This is a genomic window from Escherichia sp. GZ89 (assembly GCF_019366485.1).
Lineage (GTDB): Bacteria > Pseudomonadota > Gammaproteobacteria > Enterobacterales > Enterobacteriaceae > Escherichia > Escherichia fergusonii.
The window spans coordinates 9,836-26,915 of the sequence record NZ_JAEOHX010000022.1; the positions used below are offsets into that span (position 1 = coordinate 9,836).

25 protein-coding genes, 2 tRNA genes and 2 pseudogenes are annotated in these 17,080 nt (G+C 49.7%); 4 read left to right on the forward strand and 25 right to left on the reverse strand.

The window, feature by feature from the left end; genetic code table 11:
- Positions 1-8: 8 nt before the first annotated feature.
- The 5 genes from K0335_RS21285 to K0335_RS21305 are packed head-to-tail and all read right to left on the reverse strand — an operon-like array spanning position 9 to position 5,555.
- A complete protein-coding gene (locus tag K0335_RS21285; protein WP_000123210.1) occupies positions 9-1,328 on the reverse strand; it encodes a S49 family peptidase in 1,320 nt (439 codons plus the stop codon).
- Complete coding sequence (locus K0335_RS21290; RefSeq protein WP_002431458.1) at positions 1,309-2,910, reverse strand: phage portal protein; 1,602 nt, start codon at positions 2,908-2,910, stop codon at positions 1,309-1,311. Before K0335_RS21290 ends, K0335_RS21285 begins: the two co-directional genes overlap by 20 nt.
- A complete protein-coding gene (locus tag K0335_RS21295) occupies positions 2,907-3,113 on the reverse strand; it encodes a phage head-tail joining protein (protein WP_000198149.1) in 207 nt (68 codons plus the stop codon). The genes K0335_RS21290 and K0335_RS21295 overlap by 4 nt, the downstream gene beginning before the upstream one ends.
- A complete protein-coding gene (locus K0335_RS21300) occupies positions 3,110-5,035 on the reverse strand; it encodes a phage terminase large subunit family protein (protein ID WP_096002651.1) in 1,926 nt (641 codons plus the stop codon). Before K0335_RS21300 ends, K0335_RS21295 begins: the two co-directional genes overlap by 4 nt.
- Complete coding sequence (locus K0335_RS21305) at positions 5,010-5,555, reverse strand: terminase small subunit (RefSeq protein WP_000453567.1); 546 nt, start codon at positions 5,553-5,555, stop codon at positions 5,010-5,012. Before K0335_RS21305 ends, K0335_RS21300 begins: the two co-directional genes overlap by 26 nt.
- 337 nt (positions 5,556-5,892) lie before the next feature.
- On the opposite strand from K0335_RS21305, the gene K0335_RS21310 reads away from it, so the two are divergent.
- Positions 5,893-6,213 (forward strand): hypothetical protein, encoded by a 321-nt coding sequence (locus tag K0335_RS21310; protein WP_000025003.1) that lies wholly within the window; start codon positions 5,893-5,895, stop codon positions 6,211-6,213.
- A 380-nt stretch (positions 6,214-6,593) separates the two neighbouring features.
- Here K0335_RS21310 and K0335_RS21315 read toward each other — a convergent pair whose 3' ends face one another.
- The 20 genes and pseudogenes from K0335_RS21315 to K0335_RS21410 all read right to left on the reverse strand — a co-directional run bounded on the left by K0335_RS21315 (position 6,594) and on the right by K0335_RS21410 (position 14,408).
- Entirely contained in the window at positions 6,594-7,037 is a 444-nt protein-coding gene (locus K0335_RS21315) for a lysis protein (RefSeq protein ID WP_104918146.1), read from the reverse strand.
- A complete protein-coding gene (gene rrrD, locus K0335_RS21320; RefSeq protein WP_060504025.1) occupies positions 7,034-7,531 on the reverse strand; it encodes a lysozyme RrrD in 498 nt (165 codons plus the stop codon). The genes K0335_RS21315 and rrrD overlap by 4 nt, the downstream gene beginning before the upstream one ends.
- The gene (locus K0335_RS21325; protein ID WP_000839574.1) at positions 7,531-7,746 is read right to left on the reverse strand and encodes a class II holin family protein; all 216 of its coding nucleotides are present in this window, start codon (positions 7,744-7,746) and stop codon (positions 7,531-7,533) included. The genes rrrD and K0335_RS21325 overlap by 1 nt, the downstream gene beginning before the upstream one ends.
- 118 nt (positions 7,747-7,864) lie before the next feature.
- Positions 7,865-7,940: transfer RNA gene (locus K0335_RS21330), tRNA-Thr, on the reverse strand.
- Positions 7,941-7,945: 5 nt separating this feature from the next.
- Positions 7,946-8,020 (reverse strand) — tRNA-Asn (locus tag K0335_RS21335).
- A 63-nt stretch (positions 8,021-8,083) separates the two neighbouring features.
- Positions 8,084-8,602, reverse strand: a complete 519-nt coding sequence (locus tag K0335_RS21340; RefSeq protein ID WP_219394105.1) for an antiterminator Q family protein — start codon at positions 8,600-8,602, stop codon at positions 8,084-8,086.
- On the reverse strand, positions 8,599-8,787 hold the full coding sequence (locus K0335_RS21345) for a protein ninH (protein WP_089567041.1): 189 nt from the start codon (positions 8,785-8,787) through the stop codon (positions 8,599-8,601). Before K0335_RS21345 ends, K0335_RS21340 begins: the two co-directional genes overlap by 4 nt.
- Positions 8,784-9,146 (reverse strand): RusA family crossover junction endodeoxyribonuclease, encoded by a 363-nt coding sequence (locus tag K0335_RS21350; protein ID WP_001008194.1) that lies wholly within the window; start codon positions 9,144-9,146, stop codon positions 8,784-8,786. The genes K0335_RS21345 and K0335_RS21350 overlap by 4 nt, the downstream gene beginning before the upstream one ends.
- A pseudogene (locus tag K0335_RS21355) lies at positions 9,143-9,268 on the reverse strand (nuclease domain-containing protein); the annotation flags it as partial. The pseudogene K0335_RS21355 and the gene K0335_RS21350, both read right to left, overlap by 4 nt.
- Before the next feature lie 26 nt (positions 9,269-9,294).
- The gene (locus K0335_RS21360; protein WP_001003989.1) at positions 9,295-10,017 is read right to left on the reverse strand and encodes a phage antirepressor KilAC domain-containing protein; all 723 of its coding nucleotides are present in this window, start codon (positions 10,015-10,017) and stop codon (positions 9,295-9,297) included.
- Positions 10,010-10,180 (reverse strand): protein NinF, encoded by a 171-nt coding sequence (locus K0335_RS21365; RefSeq protein ID WP_000567006.1) that lies wholly within the window; start codon positions 10,178-10,180, stop codon positions 10,010-10,012. The genes K0335_RS21360 and K0335_RS21365 overlap by 8 nt, the downstream gene beginning before the upstream one ends.
- Entirely contained in the window at positions 10,177-10,359 is a 183-nt protein-coding gene (locus tag K0335_RS21370) for a NinE family protein (protein WP_000113771.1), read from the reverse strand. Before K0335_RS21370 ends, K0335_RS21365 begins: the two co-directional genes overlap by 4 nt.
- Positions 10,326-10,499, reverse strand: coding sequence for a protein NinD (gene ninD, locus K0335_RS21375; protein ID WP_000984218.1), 174 nt, complete (start codon positions 10,497-10,499; stop codon positions 10,326-10,328). Before ninD ends, K0335_RS21370 begins: the two co-directional genes overlap by 34 nt.
- Positions 10,496-11,368 carry a phosphoadenosine phosphosulfate reductase family protein gene (locus K0335_RS21380; protein ID WP_000611491.1) on the reverse strand — a complete coding sequence of 291 codons (873 nt, stop codon included), beginning with the start codon at positions 11,366-11,368 and terminating at the stop codon, positions 10,496-10,498. The genes ninD and K0335_RS21380 overlap by 4 nt, the downstream gene beginning before the upstream one ends.
- Positions 11,365-11,805 carry a recombination protein NinB gene (locus K0335_RS21385; protein ID WP_000736903.1) on the reverse strand — a complete coding sequence of 147 codons (441 nt, stop codon included), beginning with the start codon at positions 11,803-11,805 and terminating at the stop codon, positions 11,365-11,367. The genes K0335_RS21380 and K0335_RS21385 overlap by 4 nt, the downstream gene beginning before the upstream one ends.
- Before the next feature lie 73 nt (positions 11,806-11,878).
- Positions 11,879-12,169, reverse strand: coding sequence for a protein ren (locus K0335_RS21390; RefSeq protein WP_219394107.1), 291 nt, complete (start codon positions 12,167-12,169; stop codon positions 11,879-11,881).
- Entirely contained in the window at positions 12,166-12,867 is a 702-nt protein-coding gene (locus tag K0335_RS21395) for a replication protein P (protein ID WP_219394109.1), read from the reverse strand. The genes K0335_RS21390 and K0335_RS21395 overlap by 4 nt, the downstream gene beginning before the upstream one ends.
- Positions 12,864-13,763, reverse strand: coding sequence for a replication protein (locus K0335_RS21400; RefSeq protein ID WP_001580590.1), 900 nt, complete (start codon positions 13,761-13,763; stop codon positions 12,864-12,866). The genes K0335_RS21395 and K0335_RS21400 overlap by 4 nt, the downstream gene beginning before the upstream one ends.
- A 32-nt stretch (positions 13,764-13,795) precedes the next feature.
- A complete protein-coding gene (locus K0335_RS21405; protein ID WP_000251069.1) occupies positions 13,796-14,089 on the reverse strand; it encodes a lambda phage CII family protein in 294 nt (97 codons plus the stop codon).
- 118 nt (positions 14,090-14,207) lie between these two features.
- Entirely contained in the window at positions 14,208-14,408 is a 201-nt protein-coding gene (locus K0335_RS21410; RefSeq protein WP_000437875.1) for a Cro/CI family transcriptional regulator, read from the reverse strand.
- A 100-nt stretch (positions 14,409-14,508) separates the two neighbouring features.
- Between K0335_RS21410 and K0335_RS21415 the strand changes: the two genes are divergently transcribed.
- The 3 genes and pseudogenes from K0335_RS21415 to K0335_RS21425 form a co-directional block, all read left to right on the forward strand.
- Positions 14,509-15,222 carry a LexA family transcriptional regulator gene (locus tag K0335_RS21415; protein ID WP_001274762.1) on the forward strand — a complete coding sequence of 238 codons (714 nt, stop codon included), beginning with the start codon at positions 14,509-14,511 and terminating at the stop codon, positions 15,220-15,222.
- Between the two features lie 22 nt (positions 15,223-15,244).
- Positions 15,245-16,282, forward strand: coding sequence for a hypothetical protein (locus K0335_RS21420; protein ID WP_219394112.1), 1,038 nt, complete (start codon positions 15,245-15,247; stop codon positions 16,280-16,282).
- Between the two features lie 425 nt (positions 16,283-16,707).
- Positions 16,708-17,052 (forward strand): annotated as a pseudogene (locus K0335_RS21425) (antitermination protein N); the annotation flags it as partial.
- Positions 17,053-17,080 lie beyond the last annotated feature (28 nt).

Here is a 17,080-nt window from a genome sequence, read left to right on the forward strand (position 1 = left end):
AACATCCCTTACACTGGTGTGTTCAGCAAATCGTTAACGGCATCAGATGCCGGGTTACCTGCAGCCAGCGGTGCCGGTGCCCCCTGCATCAGACGATCCAGCGCAGTGTCACTGCGCGCCTGTGCACTCTGTGGTGCTGCGGCCAGAATGCGGCGTGCCGTTTCCACGGTCATACCGGGGGTTTCTGCCAGCACGCGGGCCTGTTCTTCGCGTCCGTGAGCCTCCTCACAGTTGAGGATCCCCATAATGCGGCTGTTTTCTTCCGCAACCGCTGCGGTGATCTGCGCGTTCACGTCCGGCTGCACCGCGCTGGCGTTTTCGCCCTCCGTCGCTGACACCACATCAGTAACATCAGCCTGCGAAGCAGTGGCTGAAACAGTTGTTGATTGAGTCTCTTTGGTCATTCGCCCTCCTGAGAGACGGGATTTACGTGCATCCAGTGCCTCACGCATAACGGTGATCGCATCGGTGCTGTTAACAAGTTCATCAGCCAGTCCGGCATCAATGGCCTCCTGACCGCTGTACACTGCAGCCTCGGTATCCAGAACAGCCTGCACGGACAGGCCGGTATATGCCGATACCTTCTGCGCAAACATCTGGCGGGTTGCATCCATCCGGGATTGCAGTGTTTCCCGGACGTCATCCGGAAGATGGCTGTAGGGGTTGCCATCCACCTTATGGCTGCCGCTGTAAATCAGCGTGATTTCCACGCCCTGTTTCTCCAGCGCAGCACCGTAATTACTGTGAGCCATCATGACGCCGATGGAGCCTGTCCGGGCGGTCTGTGTGACCAGACGCCGGGAGGCGGCACTGGCAAGCAGCTGACCTGCACTACAGTTCATGTCGTTGGCCAGCGCCCATACCGGTTTTATGTCACGCACACGGGCGATGATGTCAGCGCAATCAAATACCCCCGCCACCATCCCGCCTGGCGTGTCCATATCGAGCAGAATGCCGTCCACCATCGGATCGCTGGCAGCCTGTTGCAGACGGGCGATAATGCCGTTGTAACCGGTCATCCCCGAATACGGCTGCAGCGCCCGCGTCCGGCTGACCAGCGTGCCGGACACCGGCAGCACGGCGATGCCATTCATGACCTGATAACTGCGGGCCTGTCGTGGCCCGTCATCATCACCGGATAACGCCAGCGTCGCGGGTGACTCTCCGGCAGTCAGGCTGTCACCTGACACCGCATCCGTCAGGCGGCTTATCCCAATCTGGCCTGCAAGCGCACAAAAGAAAACCCGCGCATAGGCGGGTTCAAGCATCAGCGGCTCATTAAAGGCCATGCTGGCAATATGCGGGAGATTACGCAGCTCTGCTGTCACTCTTCTCCTCCTCTGTTGATTGTCGCAGTCCGGATTCAAATGCCGCAGCCGCCCAGGCGGGCGGTTTAAGACCGGCTGCACGGCGCTCCATCGTTTCACGGACCTGCTGGGCAAAAATTTCCTGATAGTCGTCACCGCGTTTTGCGCACTCTTTCTCGTAGGTACTCAGTCCGGCTTCTATCAGCATCACCGCTTCCTGAACTTCTTTCAGACCATCGATGGCCATACGACCGGAGCCTATCCAGTCACAGTTCCCCCAGGCGCTGCGGGCTTCCTGAAAGCTGAAGCGCGCTTTTGAAGGTAACGTCACCACGCGGCGAACGATGGCCTCTTCCAGCCAGCACAGAAACATCTGGCTCGCCTGACGGGATGCGACGAATTTTCGCCGCCCCATAAAGTGCGCCCACGACTCGTTCGCGCTGGCCCGTGCCGTGGAGTAGCTCATCTGGGCATAATTCCGGGAAAGCTGCTCATACGAGACACCCAGCCCGGCAGCGATATACCGCAGCAGTGACTGCTCAAACACGGAGTAGCCGTTATCCGTGTCCTGAGCCGTCTGCAGGTTCAGTGAGTCCCCCGGCATCAGGTGAGGCACTTTTGCGCCTCCCAGCCGGACCGGTGCTGCGGCGTAATACGCGGCAATTTCACCAATCCAGCCGGTCAGCCTGTCCCGCTGATCCTGACTGTTCGCGCCCAGAATAAAATCCATCGCTGACTGCGTATCCAGCTCACTTTCAATGGTGGCGGCATACATCGCCTTCACAATGGCGCTCTGCAGCTGCGTGTTCTGCAGCGTGTCGAGCATCTTCATCTGCTCCATCACGCTGTAAAACACATTTGCACCGCGGGTCTGCCCGTCCTCCACGGGTTCAAAAACGTGAATGAACGAGGCGCGCCCGCCGGGTAGCTCACGGGGTATCCATGTCCATTTCTGCGGCATCCAGCCAGGATAGCCGTCCTCGCTGACGTAATATCCCAGCGCCGCACCGCTGTCATTAATCTGCACACCGGCACGGCAGTTCCGGCTGTCGCCGGTATTGTTCGGGTTGCTGATGCGCTTCGGGCTGACCATCCGGAACTGTGTCCGGAAAAGCCGCGACGGACTGGTATCCCAGGTGGCCTGAACGAACAGTTCACCGTTAAAGGCGTGCATGGCCACACCTTCCCGAATCATCATGGTAAACGTGCGTTTTCGCTCAACGTCAATGCAGCAGCAGTCATCCTCGGCAAACTCTTTCCATGCCGCTTCAACCTCGCGGGAAAAGGCACGGGCTTCTTCCTCCCCGATGCCCAGATAGCGCCAGCTTGGGCGATGACTGAGCCGGAAAAAAGACCCGACGATATGATCCTGATGCAGCTGGATGGCGTTGGCGGCATAGCCGTTATTGCGTACCAGATCGTCTGCGCGGGCATTGCCACGGGTAAAGTTGGGCAGCAGGGCTGCATCCACACTTTCACTCGGTGGGTTCCACGCCCGCAACTGCCCACCAAATCCGCTGCCACCGCCGTGATAACCGGCATATTCACGCAGCGATGTCATGCCGTCCGGCCCCAGAAGGGTGGGAATGGTGGACGTTTTCATACATAAAATCCTGCAGGTCCCCTGCGTCGCTGTGTCATGCCGGTCTGCACTTCCAGCTCCGCAATGTATTTTTTCAGGTCAGACACGGAAGTGGCCGTAAACTCCACTCTCCGTCCGTCTTTCTGTACCGTTGCCACCCGTTTTCCTGTCATCAGGTCATGCAGTGCCGCACGGGCAGCGGCAAGTTCTTCCTGTCGCGTCATTCATCCTCTCCGGATAAGGCACGGGCGTAATCTGCCAGTGTTTTCTTGTTGGTTGCTGCACCATCCTCTTCCTGCAGGCTCGCCAGCAGCGCACTGAGATCCAGCTGCCAGCGGGAAATACTGATGCGCAGCGCCGCCAGCGCATAAACGAAGCAGTCGAGCGCCTCATTGCGTCGCTTTTTGCTGTCCCACAGTATTTTTTTCCTGCCATCCACCCATTTTTCGACCTGCTCTTCAGCCGTCAGCTGCTGCGCTTCGGTCAGATCAAAAATATCCGGGTTATTCGGGAAGTGAACGGCACCGGGAAGCGGTTCATCCCCTTCCGGCGTCAGTGTGAAGCGGTTATAAATCTGCTCTTTCGCGGTATCCGTACCGATTTCGGTAAGGTAAACCCCGTTTTTGTTTCGCTTACGTGGCATGCTGGCCACCGGCTTGCCGTAAACGGATGCCCCTTTAATGGGGATCACCCGGAACAGCCCATGCTTTTTCGAGCGTTCATACACAATGGTCGGGTCAATCCCGCCAATATCCCAGCAGATACGGGATACCGACATTTCTGCACCATTCCGGCGGGTATAGGTTTTATTGATGGCCTCATCCACACGCAGCAGCGTCTGTTCGTCGTCGTGGCGGCCCATAATGATCTGCCGGTCAATCAGCCAGCTTTCCTCACCCGGCCCCCATCCCCATACGCGCATTTCGTAGCGGTCCAGCTGGGAGTCGATACCAGCGGTCAGGTAAGCCACACGGTCAGGAACAGGTGCTGAATAATGCTCTTTCCGCTCGGCCATCAGCTCTGCATCCGGACGTTCGCCAATTTTCGCTTCCCACGTCTCACCGAGCGTTGTGTTCACGAAGGTTTTACGTTTTCCCGTATCCCCTTTCGTTTTCATCCAGTCTTTGACAATCTGCACCCAGGTGGTGAACGGGCTGTACGCTGTCCAGATGTGAAAGGTCACACTATCCGGCGGCTCAATCTCTTCACCGGATGACGAAAACCAGAGAATGCCATCACGGGTCCAGATCCCGGTCTTTTCGCAGATATAACGGGCATCAGTAAAGTCCAGCTCCTGCTGACGGATGACGCAGGCATTATGCTCGCAGAGATAAAACACGCTGGAGGGATCATCCGGCGTCCATTTGAGGCCAAACGGCGTCTCTTTATCGCCAAATTTAAGGTACTGCTCCTCCCCGCAGTGCGGGCAGGCAACATGAAAACGCATAAAATGCGGGGATTCACTGGCAGCACGCTCAATCTGACAGGTGCCTCTCACTTTTGGCGTGGAGCCACGTATGGACTTTGGCCAGACTGAGCCTTCAATACGCTTATCGCCCAGGAACGTCGGTGAGCCTTCCTGTTCAATATCATCATCAAAGGCAGCAAGTTCATCATAACCCGCCACATCCACCGACTTTTCACGGTAGTTTTTTGCCGCTTTACCGCCCAGGCACCAGAAACCACGACCATTGGAAAAACGCTTCATGGTGAGCGTGTTATCCCGGTGCTTTTTGCCATACCACGGGGCCAGCGCCAGCAGCGACGGAATATCACGGATGGTCGGCTCAACATGGGTTTTCATAAAGTTCTCGGCATCACCATCCGTCGGCAACCAGATAAGGGTGTTACGCTGCTTATGCTCTATGAAGTAGGCATAAACACCCAGCAGCATTTTGGAATAACCAACACGGGCAGACTTCACCACATTCACCTCGCGGATGTAGTCGCTGCCCATCGCATTCATGATGGCCCGCTGAAAGGGCAGTGTTTCCCAGCGCCCTTCCTGGTATGCGGATTCTTTCGGGAGATAGTAATTGGCATCCGCCCATTCAACGGCGGTCTGTGGCTCCGGCCTGAACAGGGCACGAAGCCCGGCGCGGACAAAATGCCGCAGCCTGTCAACCTGACTGTTCGATATATTCACTCAGCAACCCCGGTATTAGTTCATCCAGCGCGGCTGCTTTGTTCATGGCTTTGATGATATCCCGCTTCAGGAAATCAATATGCCGGTTATCCAGCTCAGGAAAACGTCGCTGCACCGACAGAGGAATACCGTCGAGAATACTGGATATTTCCCTTGCTATACGCGACAGCACGAAAGTACAGAATGCGGTTTCCACCACTTCAGCCGATTCTTTGGCATTTTTCAGTTCTTGCGCCGTCGCCTGAGCACGAGTCAGGCGATGGCGCTCAAATTCAAGTGTTCCGGGGTGAAGATCTGCCTCGCTGGCCAGCCGTAATTCTTCAACCTCCCGGCGCAGCTTTTCGTTCTCAATTTCAGCATCCCTTTCGGCATACCATTTTATGACGGCGGCAGAGTCATAAAGCACCTCATTACCCTTTCCACCGCCTCGCAGAACGGGCATTCCCTGCTCCTGCCAGTTCTGAATGGTACGGATACTCGCACCGAAAATGTCAGCCAGCTGCTTTTTGTTGACTTCCATTGTTCATTCCACGGACAAAAACAGAGAAAGGAAACGACAGAGGCCAAAAAGCCCGTTTTCAGCACCTGTCGTTTCCTTTCTTTTCAGGGGGTATTTTAAATAAAAACATTAAGTTACGGCGAAGAAGAACGGAAACGCCTTAAACCGGAAAATTTTCATAAATAGCGAAAACCCGCGCGCCTTCCGCCCCGTGAGAGCTCAGGTCATCAGAAGGACCCACATTAAAGGCAGAATATTCACTCTGATATTACGCATTGTTTTGCTTTTGTAGATTCGCAATTTACGGTAAAAATCCTTTTGCTATTTCTTCGTACCATAAATGCACAGGAGTATCTTAATGTCCATAAAGGTATTCAGAAGTGACCTTCAGACTGAGAGTGAATCAGACTATCGTAATTGGCTTGGCGATAATCCAGACGGATATGTTGTCAATGCATTGAAGCGAACCAGAGGTAAAGGTAATAAATCTGACGAACGCTTTACCAGAATCCATAGAGCATCTTGCAAAACGATTAATCCCCTGAAACGCAAGATCGATAAAACAGGATTCACAACTGGAGATTATCAAAAAATATGCTCAACCAACTTCCTCAATGTTGAAAATGAAGCAAAGAAAATGACAGGTCTGACGAGCATCATCAAATGTCGATGCATCTAAAGCGTCCTGTAATTAACATGTTCAAAACACTCTCCGGGTGACCGCTAATGCTGTTGTCAGCCAAAAACTCTACGTTTCGATTATGTCAATTTTGCACCGCCCGATGCCGATAAATGCGAAAATCCGGCGACTATGTAGCGTAATCAAATCAACGAGATACCACTTTCATGAAATAATTATCATCTGTCAGTTCAATATCAATGTTGAGAGAGAATAAATGAGAGGAATGCCAAGAGGAAGTCGAGGACAGAGGGCTGTCCAGTCAACAGCAAGAAGAGCAAGACGATCAAATGCCAGCCATTCTGACCAATTAGGATGCCTGGCACTAATCATCTTTGGCCTGATATTTATCTATTTCATGGCTAATTAGCAAAGATTGCTCATCTTACACACTGCGTGCGAATGTATTGCTGCAAGCCTCGGATCATTTTATCACTGGTTTCAATCCGCTTTCTAAGGGTGAAATAATCCCGTTGAGCGGTGTCAGTAAGTCTGGGGCTGGTGCCATCATCCACGCCGGAGGCGGCGGTGATTTTATGCATGTCTGGACAGACAGCTTTGACGCGCAGCCACTTACGCCCAGCAGAAACATCAGCACGGAGACTTTCGATAGTCGCGTTAGCATCAGCAAGCTCCTTTGTGTATCTGGCGTCAAGTTCTGCTACATCACGTTGACGCTTCTGCATGTCAGCGATGATGGATGTGGCTTTATCGCGCTGTTCTTTGTAGGCGATTGCATTATCACGGTAATGATTAACGGCCCATGACAGGCAGAGGATGATGCAAATAACCAGAGCGGAGATAATCGCGGTTACCCTGCTCATTGCTGCCCCCACAAACAGACTTCACGCTCAATATCACGACGGGTCATCAGCCCTTTCCATTGCTTACCGCCAGCGTATGTCCAGCGACGTAGCTGGTCACATGCGCCTTTGATATCACCCTGGTTTATTTTGCGAAGAAGCGTCGATGTTCTGAAATTGCCAGCCCCCACGTTGTAGACGAACGAGTAAAGAGCGCCACGCGTTGTTTCCGGTATATCGACTTTGATGTACGGGTTAATTTGTCTGGCGACAGTGGCAAGGTCTTTATTCAGGAGGGCTTTGCATTCTGCTTCGGTATACGTTTTACCGAGCATAATGTCTTTTCCGGTGTGCCCGTAACATACAGTCCATACACCAACGATATCTTTATATGGTATGTAGCTGACGCCTTCCAGACCATCGTTACCACTTGGGCCAGTGATTAACACAGATGCTATAGCAATAGCCCCGCCACCAATAGCCGCAGCAACGGCTTTTCGTAATGATGGAGGCATTATTCACCTCTCGCAGCCTTTCTTCTGTCTTCTCTGATTTTGAAGTACAGATTTGTCAGATAGGTGAGAAAACCCAACACAAGGCTTCCAAGCACCCCAATCGCAGCCCACTGTGATGGACTGACCTGATCCAACCACTGTAAAAACCAGTATCCCGCACTACCAGCGGATGTTCCGTAGGCAATGCCAGTTGAGATTTTGTCCATTGATTTCATAGCAACGCCTCCGCCAGTAACGGATTGCGTAGTTCTTATATTGGGAAGGGGAAAAAAGAAGGCCGCAGCATAACTATCACTGATGAATTCAGAATAGCCAGTGGCTACGGCTCAGTTATGGTGCTGGTTAACGGACTTGAACCGCTACCCATTCTCTTACAAGGCGACTGCTCTACCATTGGAGCTAAACCAGCATATTTGGAGGGGCAGCGTGGACTCGAACCACGATAAGAAGGTTAACAGCCTTCCGTAATGACCTTTATACGACTGACCCAAATAAAAAAAGCCACCGTTGCAACTTAAGAGTCACTAACGGCAGCTTACCTTCTAATTATGGCTAAATGGATAATTGCATGTCAAGACTTTTAACAGCAATGTATTTAACTTTCTCAACACGTTTACGCATTTTGAAAGCATTTTGCATTGGCTGGTACAAAACAAATAACGACGCTTTCAGGATGTCGTCAATTTCGTTTCTACAGGTTGCCAGTGAAGGTTTTCTCCATCCCTCGCCACCACGTCCACACATCTTGCGTGGCTTTGCAGTCGCGTGATAGTAGGATGCAATTGCTCGCTTAGATGAACCATGAGCGTAGTAGCTGAGGAGGATGCCAAAGGCTTTCTTGTCAATGTACATGACGGAATCGACGACCTGAGAAATCAACATTCCATCATCATCATTACACATTGGCCTTGTCATAATTCTTCCCGGCTCTACGCTCTCCATGAACTTCGCTATTACGCTGCTCATGCGCTTTTCCAGACGACCTGAATAAACCCATGCGCCCCACAGTTCAAGCCAGCCATTCAGCCACTCGTGCTGCTCTTTGGTGAGGTTTAGTTCTCTTATGCTCATCGTCTTCCCCTCTTGCCCTGTTTGACCATCAGGACGCCGTTAACTATTACGTGACGCTCGCCTTTTCTGTCTCGGTTGTACTTGAGCACTGTTCCTCTTGCGCAGGAAAGCATCCTCGCCACTTCGGTCTGATTGCCTCGTGCCTGTATAAGCAGTTCTGGTATCGTTTGAATTGTGGCGTTCATACGTTCTCCAGTTCGGTGATTTTTATTCCAAGCCGTCCGCCTGGTACTTTCACACCACGAATTACGCGAATGTCATCGAATTGCTCGTCGTCTTCCGCAAATCCGGCGTGGATAAGGGAGTCGAGTAAACCTTTCAGGATATTATCGAGGTCGCGACGGCGGGAGTCTGGAACGTCTGCGATGACTTTGATGCGGAGTCGTGATTTGGTGAAAATATCTAACTTGAGTTGGTGGATGATTTGCTGAACGTCTTTTCGGTATTTCTGTCCTTTATCGCTGATGTAGTATTGGCTTCCCCGTCTTCGCCAGTAGGTATTCACCGACGGCGGGTATGGAAGCACAAACTGATATTCGTTCATGACTTAATCTTCCCCTCCTTCAGCAGTATCGCCTGCGTCCTGATCACGCCTTCGAGGTGGTAAAGTCTGGCGTCTTTGTTGTCGAGGTTATGGGTGCGTCGGTCGATTTCATCGTGACACGCGCGAGATTCTTTGCGTAGGTTAGCCATTAAGCAGCCTCCCCTGTTACTTTCAGCATTCCGTTATCGAGCAGCTTTCTGGTCAGCCACTGTTGACCACGCCCGGTGATTTTTGTGGTGAACGATATCTGTATTCCGTGATTTGTGTTGACCGCTGTTTCTTTCACTGTGAAATAGCCGCGATCCATATATTCCTGCATTGGCACATTGCGCCGGGAACCTGAAGCAATAAGGATTTTGTGATCGCGCATCCACGCAAACAGTTTGTTTGGACCAATACCAACAACCTTTGCAAAGTTTCCAATCAAAATTCCGCTGGCCTCGCCAACGCGATCGGCAAACTCAACTTTAGGTGCGGCAATTGCGAGCTGGTTTTCCAGTTGCATTTTCTGCTCAGCAAGATCAGCAGCAAGGCGCAACGCTTCCGGTAACGTTTTGGGGATATTAACCGCAGTTTCTTCAAGCTCTCGCCAACGGTCAACAAGACGAGCGGTGAACTCTGGCGACAACTGGGCAACAACGACAATACTGTCTCGCTTACCTTGTTCGCCCTCGAAGACGTAATGCTCGTACTGAACATTGAACCCTAAGTTATTGATTCTTTCGGAAACCTCAATTTGAGGAAGCCGGATAACACCATTTTTAGCCAGCGTTTCGATGGTACGTTTCACATTGTCATGACGCTTACCCACCAACTCAGCTATTTCAATGCTTGTCATTTTGATGGCATTGCCATTTATTAACTCATTCATCGTCTTCTTCCTCGTACATTGAGCTATTCGGATCGCTCATCAGTTCTGCGCAGCAGTGCTCACACACGTGAACTTCCAGCATATGCAGCTTCTGACCGCAGTTAGCGCACGTTAAAGCCCGCTCGACACTTCCTTGTTCGTAACTTCGATTTTGGTCAATCACCTTGTTTTCCTCGCACGTTCTCTAAGCCACCGGATATCCCACAGGTGAGCCGTGTAGTTGAAGGTTTTTACGTCAGATTCTTTTGGGATTGGCTTGCGTTTATTTCTGGAGCGCTTCGTTGGAAGGTATTTGCAGTTTTCGCAGATTATGTCGGTGATACTTCGTCGCTGTCTCGCCACACGTCCTCCTTTTCCTGCGGTAGTGGTAACACCCCTGTTGGTGTTCTTTCACATCGGAGACACCATCGATTCCAGTAAGGTTGATTTGGTCGGAAGCGGTTATCTTCTTTGCATTCACCGCACCGATAACATCGCATCATGCAGCCTCCCTCCCGAAGTCGAAATCAAGCTGCCCTCCAAATATTTCGCATGACTCAGAACAAGAGCCGGTATCGAATCTTTTAGCTCGTACCATGTCCTGATACAGGGCTTGATAATCATTTTCTGAATACATTTTCGCGATACCGTCCAGCGACATTCTTCCTCGGTACATAATCTCCTTTGGCGTTTCCCGATGTCCGTCACGCACATGGGATCCCGTGATGACCTCATTAAAAACACGCTGCAATCCCTCCTCATCTTTGCAGGCAAGTCCGATTTTTTGCGTTGATTTTTTAATGCAGAATATGCAGTTACCGAGATGTTCCGGTATTTGCAAATCGAATGGTTGTTGCTTCCACCATGCGAGGATATCTTCCTTCTCAAAGTCTGACAGTTCAGCAAGATATCTGATTCCAGGCTTTGGCTTTAGCCGCTTCGGTTCATCAGCTCTGATGCCAATCCACGTGGTGTAATTCCCTCGCCCGAAATGGTCATCACAGTATTTGGTGAAGGGAACGAGTTTTAATCTGTCAGTGCAGAACGCGCCGCCGACGTATGGAGTGCCATATTTCTTTACCATATCGATAAATGGCTTCAGAACAGGCATTCGCGTCTGAATATCCTTTGGTTCCCATACCGTATAACCATTTGGCTGTCCAAGCTCCGGGTTGATATCAACCTGCAATACGGTGAGCGGTATATCCCAGAACTTCACAACTTCCCTGACAAACCGATATGTCATTGGATGTTCACAACCTGTATCCATGAAAACGTAATGCACGTCTTTACCTGCCCGTCGCTTTTGCTCCATTAGCCAGAGCAAATATGCTGACGTCCTGCCACCGGAGAAACTAACGACATTTATCATGCAGCCCTGTCTCCCCATCTCGCTTTCCACTCCAGAGCCAGTCGCGCTTCGTCTGACCACTTAACGCCACGCTCTGTACCGAATGCCTGTATAAGCTCTAATAGCTCCGCAAATTCGCCTACACGCATCCTGCTTGTTGACTGGCCTATTACCACAAAGCCATTCCCGGCAAGGTTAGGAACAACATCCTGCTGCTTTAATGCTGCGGTAAACACACACTTCCAGCTTTCTGCATCCAGCCAGCGACCATGCCATTCAACCTGACGAGAGACGTCACCTAAGCAGGCCCATAGCTTCCTGTTTTGGTCTAAGCTGCGGTTGCGTTCCTGAATGGTTACTACGATTGGTTTGGTTGGGTCTGGAAGGATTTGCTGTACTGCGTGAATAGCGTTTTGCTGATGTGCTGGAGATCGAATTTCAAAGGTTAGTTTTTTCATGACTTCCCTCTCCCCCAAATAAAAAGGCCTGCGATTACCAGCAGGCCTGTTATTAGCTCAGTAATGTAGATGGTCATCTTTTAACTCCATATACCGCCAATACCCGTTTCATCGCGGCACTCTGGCGACACTCCTTAAAAACCAGGTTCGTGCTCATCTTTCCTTCCCGTTCTTCCCTGGTAGCAAACCGGTAATACACCGTTCGCCAGACCTTACCTTCGATAACCAGAAGACCTGCCCGTGCCATTTTAGCCGCGGCCTGATTTATGCTGGTTACTGTTGCGCCTGTTAGCGCGGCAACGTCCGGCGTACAGAAGCTATTATGCGTCCCCAGGTAATGAATAATTGCCTCTTTGCCCGTCATACACTTGCTCCTTTCAGTCCGAACTTAGCTTTGATTTCTGCGATCTTCGCCAGAGCCTGCGCACGATTTAGAGGTCTACCGCCCATGACAGGAAGTTGTTTTACTGGTTCAGGGATCGCCTCACCACGGTTAATTCTCGCAGTCATATGGACAAGCTCATCTGCGGCCTTACGGCGTAATTCCGCATCAGTAAGCGCATTGGCCCGCATGTTCTGATACAGGTTGGTAACCAGCCAGTAGTGCGCGTTTGATTTCCACGAATAAGACTCCGCATCCGGATACAGGCCTCGCTTCCGGCAATACTCGTAAACCATATCAACCAGCTCGCTGACGTTTGGCAGTCCGGCGGTAACGGATGCTTCTTCCCGGCACCATGCAACAAACTGCCCGGGTGATGGCAGAAATGGTCGATTCTGCCGACGGGCTACGCGCATTCCTGCGTTAACCTGTTCCATCGTGGTGATCCCGTTTTCCCGAAAAGCCAGAACCCACTGGCGACGGATTTCGTTCATTTCGTTCTGGTCACGGTTAGCCAGGCTCGCCGGGAAAGTTGCCAGTAACTGGCTGAACACACCGTTGATGATCTGCGCTACCTGCTGTACCTGCGGCTTTTCGTCGTACTGTTCCGGCATGTTGTTGGCGATCCGACGCATCTGCTCACGGTCAAAGTTAACCATCTGTGCGGCGATGTTTTTCATAGATCCACCCCGTAAATCCAGTCTGTGTTTGTCAGGTCGAGTTTTGGTTTGCTGGCTGTCACGACTGCCTGTTGCTTGTTACGGTTGATTTCGAGTTGGGTCCACTTATCGCGGAGTTTGGCCGGGCTCAGCACGTTACCGGACCAGAAGTTGTCCTGGCATGCCCAGCGGAACAGCACGCACATGTCGCGGTGGTTACGTCCGTCACGTTCACGCATCAGGCGGATATCGTTAGCCCACCCAGCAAAATTCGGTTTTCTGGCTGATGGTGCGATAGTCTTCACCATGTCAAACATCCACTCTGCGGCGGTCAGGTCTTCTGCTGTCCCCCACTTGCTGCCGCTCTGAATTGCAGCATCCGGTTTAACCACAGAAAGATCGTTTTCTGGCTGGTCAGAGGATTCGCCAGAATTCTCTGACGAATAATCTTTTCTTTTTTCTTTTGTAATAGTGTCTTTTGTGTCCCCCTGTTTTGAGGGATAGCAATCCCCCAATTTGAGGGATGTTTTATCCCTCGTTTTAGGGGATTGTCCCTCGTTTTGAGGGATACACCATTCTGAGATGTTTTTATTTGGTCCAAACATGCCGCCTTGCTGCTTGATAATATTCATTCTGACGAGTTCTAACTTGGCTTCATTGCACCGTTTGACAGGTAACTTTGTAATCTCGCTAAGTTGAGAATCGGTGATTCTGTCCATTGGTTTATTCCACCCATAGGTTTTACGCAGAATGGCAAGCAGCACTTTAAACTGTCGCTTGGTCAGATCTGCGCCCGAATAAGCCTCAAGCAGCATATTTGATAGTCTGGCGTAACCATCATCGAGATCTGCCACATTACGCTCCTGTCCGGCAAAGTTACCTCTGCCGAAGTTGAGTATTTTTGCTGTATTTGTCATAATGACTCCTGTTGATAGATCCAGTAATGACCTCAGAACTCCATCTGGATTTGTTCAGAACGCTCGGTTGCCGCCGGGCGTTTTTTATTGGTGAGAATCGCAGCAACTTGTCGCGCCAATCGAGCCATGTCGTCGTCAACGACCCCCCATTCAAGAACAGCAAGCAGCATTGAGAACTTGGGAATCCAGTCTCTCTTCCACCTGCTGATCTGCGACTTATCAACTCCCACAGCTTCCGCTGTCTTCTCAGTTCCAAGCATTGCGATTTTGTTAAGCAACGCACTCTCGATTCGTAGTGCCTCGTTGCGTTTGTTTGCACGAACCATATGTAAGTATTTCCTTAGATAACAATTGATTGAATGTATGCAAATAAATGCATACACCATAGGTGTGGTTTAATTGGATGCCCTTTTTCAGGGCTGTGATGTGTAAGAGCGGTGTTATTTATGCTGTTGTTTTTTTGTTACTCGGGAAGGGCTTTACCTCTTCCGCATAAACGCTTCCATCTGCGTTTATAGTTAAAAAAATCTTTCGGCCTGCATGAATGGCCTTGTTAATCGCGCTTTGATATACGCCGAGATCTTTAGCCGTCTTGGTTTGCCCAAAGCGCATTGCATAATCTTTCAGGGTTATGCGTTGTTCCATAGAACCTCCTTAGTACATGCAATTATTATCACCGCTAGAGGTAAAACAGTCAACACGCACGGTGTTAGATATTTATCCCTTGCGGTGATAGATTTAATGTATGAGCGCAAAAAAGAAACCGTTAACACAAGAGCAGCTTGAGGACGCACGTCGCCTTAAAGCTATTTATGAAAAAAAGAAAAATGAACTTGGCTTATCTCAGGAATCTGTCGCAGACAAGATGGGGATGGGGCAGTCAGGCGTTGGTGCTTTATTTAATGGTATCAATGCATTAAATGCTTATAACGCCGCATTGCTTGCAAAAATTCTCAACGTTAGCGTTGAAGAATTTAGCCCTTCAATCGCCAGAGAAATCTACGAGATGTATGAAGCGGTTAGTATGCAGCCGTCACTTAGAAGTGAGTATGAGTACCCTGTTTTTTCTCATGTTCAGGCCGGGATGTTCTCGCCTGAGCTTAGAACCTTTACCAAAAGTGATGCGGAGAAATGGGTAAGCACAACTAAAAAAGCCAGTGGCTCTGCATTCTGGCTTGAGGTTGAAGGTAATTCCATGACCGCACCAACAGGCTACAAGCCAAGCTTTCCTGACGGGATGTTAATTCTTGTTGACCCTGAGCAGACTGTTGAGCCTGGTGATTTCTGCATAGCCAGACTTGGTGGTGACGAGTTTACCTTCAAGAAACTGATCAGGGATAGCGGTCAGGTGTTCCTACAACCACTAAACCCGCAATATCCAATGATCCCATGCAATGAGAGTTGCTCCGTTGTGGGGAAAGTTATCGCTAGTCAGTGGCCTGAAGAGACGTTTGGTTAACACAATAACATTGAGAAAAGATATGGACAATCAAATTGATATCTCATCATTAAGCGACGTTTCAGAGTTTTTAGAAAGAGTTCAGAAAGGTCAGCAAATATCTATCAATGACATTAAAATTGATTTTGTTAACCACGTAAGTTTCAAGATTTATGGTGATCCAGACCGGTATAATGGGACGATACCGTCCTCTTTAGCTCAAGGTATGTGCGAGTTTCAGACCGAACTTTATAAAGCGTTTATGCTTGTAAGGCGAGGAACGGATAATCTCAAGCATTTGAAAGACAGTGATAGAAAAGAGCTTGAGATAATTTTTAAAGTTGAGCCTGGCTGTACTGACCTACTTGTTGCTATAAAGGATGTAATTGATTCATTTGGTGTTGCATTTGAGAGGTCAACACAAGGTATGACTGGAACAGAGAAAGCTATATGTCTCGTTCTCATATCGCTGATCCTTACTGGGGCTTGGCTGATAAAGTCGAGACAAAAAGATCGCCATATAGAAAAAATGAAGCAACTTGAGATTGATGAAGGCCTCAAAGACACCAACAGCCAAACTGAGCAAATGAGACTGCTTAAAGATGGCATGGTTGAAGTTCTTTCTGCTCATACTGCCACAGCAGCTGCGAGGGAGATTTCAGAGGGAATTCAATCCCATACTTCAAATGCTGTGGTTGGGGTGTTGAAAGGCGTCTCAGATGCTGACAGAGTAGAGTTTAATGGTATGGCAAAGATCGAATTAGATAAGCGTGATATTGCCGAAATGATAAGAAACCCACGTGAGAAACTTTCCAACAAAGAACTTACAGAAGAAGTTGAAATTGAAGGCATTAAAAAATCAGATGGAAAGCTGACAGTAACTTGCAAAAAGGTTGGCACTGATTATACCTTCCCTGCTTATGTTGTTACTGATTTTATAGATAAAGACGAAACAGACCTTCTTTATGAAAGCATGAAACTTTCTGATTCAATTTCTCTTTTTGGTGACTATAAAGTCAGAAGTGGGATAATTGAATCAGCAATGATATCTCGTATCTCAACTCCCATTAAAGGGTGTTAAGAGCATCAACCCGCCCTAAAAGCCCGGCCTCAGCGCCGGGTTTTCTTTGCCTCACGATCGCCCCACCTAAAAACACATAACCAATTGTATTTATTGGAAAATAAATAGATACAACTCACTAAACAACGCAATTCTGATCTCTCCTTACATCGCCGAGGCAATACACTCACTCGAAAAAATAAATCCATATAAAAAACATACAGATAACCATTTGCGGTGATAAAATATCTCTAGCGGTGTTGACACAAATACCACTAGCGGTGATACTTAGCTCGTCAGCAGGACGCACTAACCACCATTGAAGGTGAGGCTCTTAAAAATTTAGCCCTGAAGAAGGGCAGCATTCAAAGCAGAAAGCTTTGAGTAGCGCGAAATGCAACTGCAAGACAGCAACCGTGGGGATAAGCATCACGGCGCGTTACTCAAAGCTAACTGACAGGAGAATCCAGATGGATGCACAAACACGCCGCCGCGAACGTCGCGCAGAGAAACAGGTTCAATGGAAAGCAGCAAATCCCCTGTTGGTTGGGGTAAGCGCAAAACCAGTTAACCGCCCTATTCTCTCGCTGAATCGCAAACCGAAATCACGAGTAGAAAGCGCACTGAATCCGATAGACCTTACAGTGCTGGCTGAATACCACGAACAGATTGAAAGCAACCTGCAACGTATTGAGCGCAAGAATCAGCGCACATGGTACAGCAAGCCTGGCGAACGCGGCATAACACTGAGAGATCCCCTCATAATTTCCCCAAAGCGTAACCATGTGTGAATAAATTTTGAGCTAGTAGGGTTGCAGC

What these genes read in the sequence shown, in the direction of transcription:
- K0335_RS21290 (WP_002431458.1), bottom strand. Translation starts at nt 2,910, where the DNA reads ATGAAAACGTCCACCATTCCCACCCTTCTGGGGCCGGACGGCATGACA.
- K0335_RS21295 (WP_000198149.1), bottom strand. Translation starts at nt 3,113, where the DNA reads ATGACGCGACAGGAAGAACTTGCCGCTGCCCGTGCGGCACTGCATGAC.
- K0335_RS21305 (WP_000453567.1), bottom strand. Translation starts at nt 5,555, where the DNA reads ATGGAAGTCAACAAAAAGCAGCTGGCTGACATTTTCGGTGCGAGTATC.
- K0335_RS21310 (WP_000025003.1), top strand. Translation starts at nt 5,893, where the DNA reads ATGTCCATAAAGGTATTCAGAAGTGACCTTCAGACTGAGAGTGAATCA.
- K0335_RS21315 (WP_104918146.1), bottom strand. Translation starts at nt 7,037, where the DNA reads ATGAGCAGGGTAACCGCGATTATCTCCGCTCTGGTTATTTGCATCATC.
- rrrD (WP_060504025.1), bottom strand. Translation starts at nt 7,531, where the DNA reads ATGCCTCCATCATTACGAAAAGCCGTTGCTGCGGCTATTGGTGGCGGG.
- K0335_RS21325 (WP_000839574.1), bottom strand. Translation starts at nt 7,746, where the DNA reads ATGAAATCAATGGACAAAATCTCAACTGGCATTGCCTACGGAACATCC.
- K0335_RS21340 (WP_219394105.1), bottom strand. Translation starts at nt 8,602, where the DNA reads ATGAGCATAAGAGAACTAAACCTCACCAAAGAGCAGCACGAGTGGCTG.
- K0335_RS21345 (WP_089567041.1), bottom strand. Translation starts at nt 8,787, where the DNA reads ATGAACGCCACAATTCAAACGATACCAGAACTGCTTATACAGGCACGA.
- K0335_RS21350 (WP_001008194.1), bottom strand. Translation starts at nt 9,146, where the DNA reads ATGAACGAATATCAGTTTGTGCTTCCATACCCGCCGTCGGTGAATACC.
- K0335_RS21360 (WP_001003989.1), bottom strand. Translation starts at nt 10,017, where the DNA reads ATGAATGAGTTAATAAATGGCAATGCCATCAAAATGACAAGCATTGAA.
- ninD (WP_000984218.1), bottom strand. Translation starts at nt 10,499, where the DNA reads ATGATGCGATGTTATCGGTGCGGTGAATGCAAAGAAGATAACCGCTTC.
- K0335_RS21380 (WP_000611491.1), bottom strand. Translation starts at nt 11,368, where the DNA reads ATGATAAATGTCGTTAGTTTCTCCGGTGGCAGGACGTCAGCATATTTG.
- K0335_RS21385 (WP_000736903.1), bottom strand. Translation starts at nt 11,805, where the DNA reads ATGAAAAAACTAACCTTTGAAATTCGATCTCCAGCACATCAGCAAAAC.
- K0335_RS21390 (WP_219394107.1), bottom strand. Translation starts at nt 12,169, where the DNA reads ATGACGGGCAAAGAGGCAATTATTCATTACCTGGGGACGCATAATAGC.
- K0335_RS21395 (WP_219394109.1), bottom strand. Translation starts at nt 12,867, where the DNA reads ATGAAAAACATCGCCGCACAGATGGTTAACTTTGACCGTGAGCAGATG.
- K0335_RS21400 (WP_001580590.1), bottom strand. Translation starts at nt 13,763, where the DNA reads ATGACAAATACAGCAAAAATACTCAACTTCGGCAGAGGTAACTTTGCC.
- K0335_RS21405 (WP_000251069.1), bottom strand. Translation starts at nt 14,089, where the DNA reads ATGGTTCGTGCAAACAAACGCAACGAGGCACTACGAATCGAGAGTGCG.
- K0335_RS21410 (WP_000437875.1), bottom strand. Translation starts at nt 14,408, where the DNA reads ATGGAACAACGCATAACCCTGAAAGATTATGCAATGCGCTTTGGGCAA.
- K0335_RS21415 (WP_001274762.1), top strand. Translation starts at nt 14,509, where the DNA reads ATGAGCGCAAAAAAGAAACCGTTAACACAAGAGCAGCTTGAGGACGCA.
- K0335_RS21420 (WP_219394112.1), top strand. Translation starts at nt 15,245, where the DNA reads ATGGACAATCAAATTGATATCTCATCATTAAGCGACGTTTCAGAGTTT.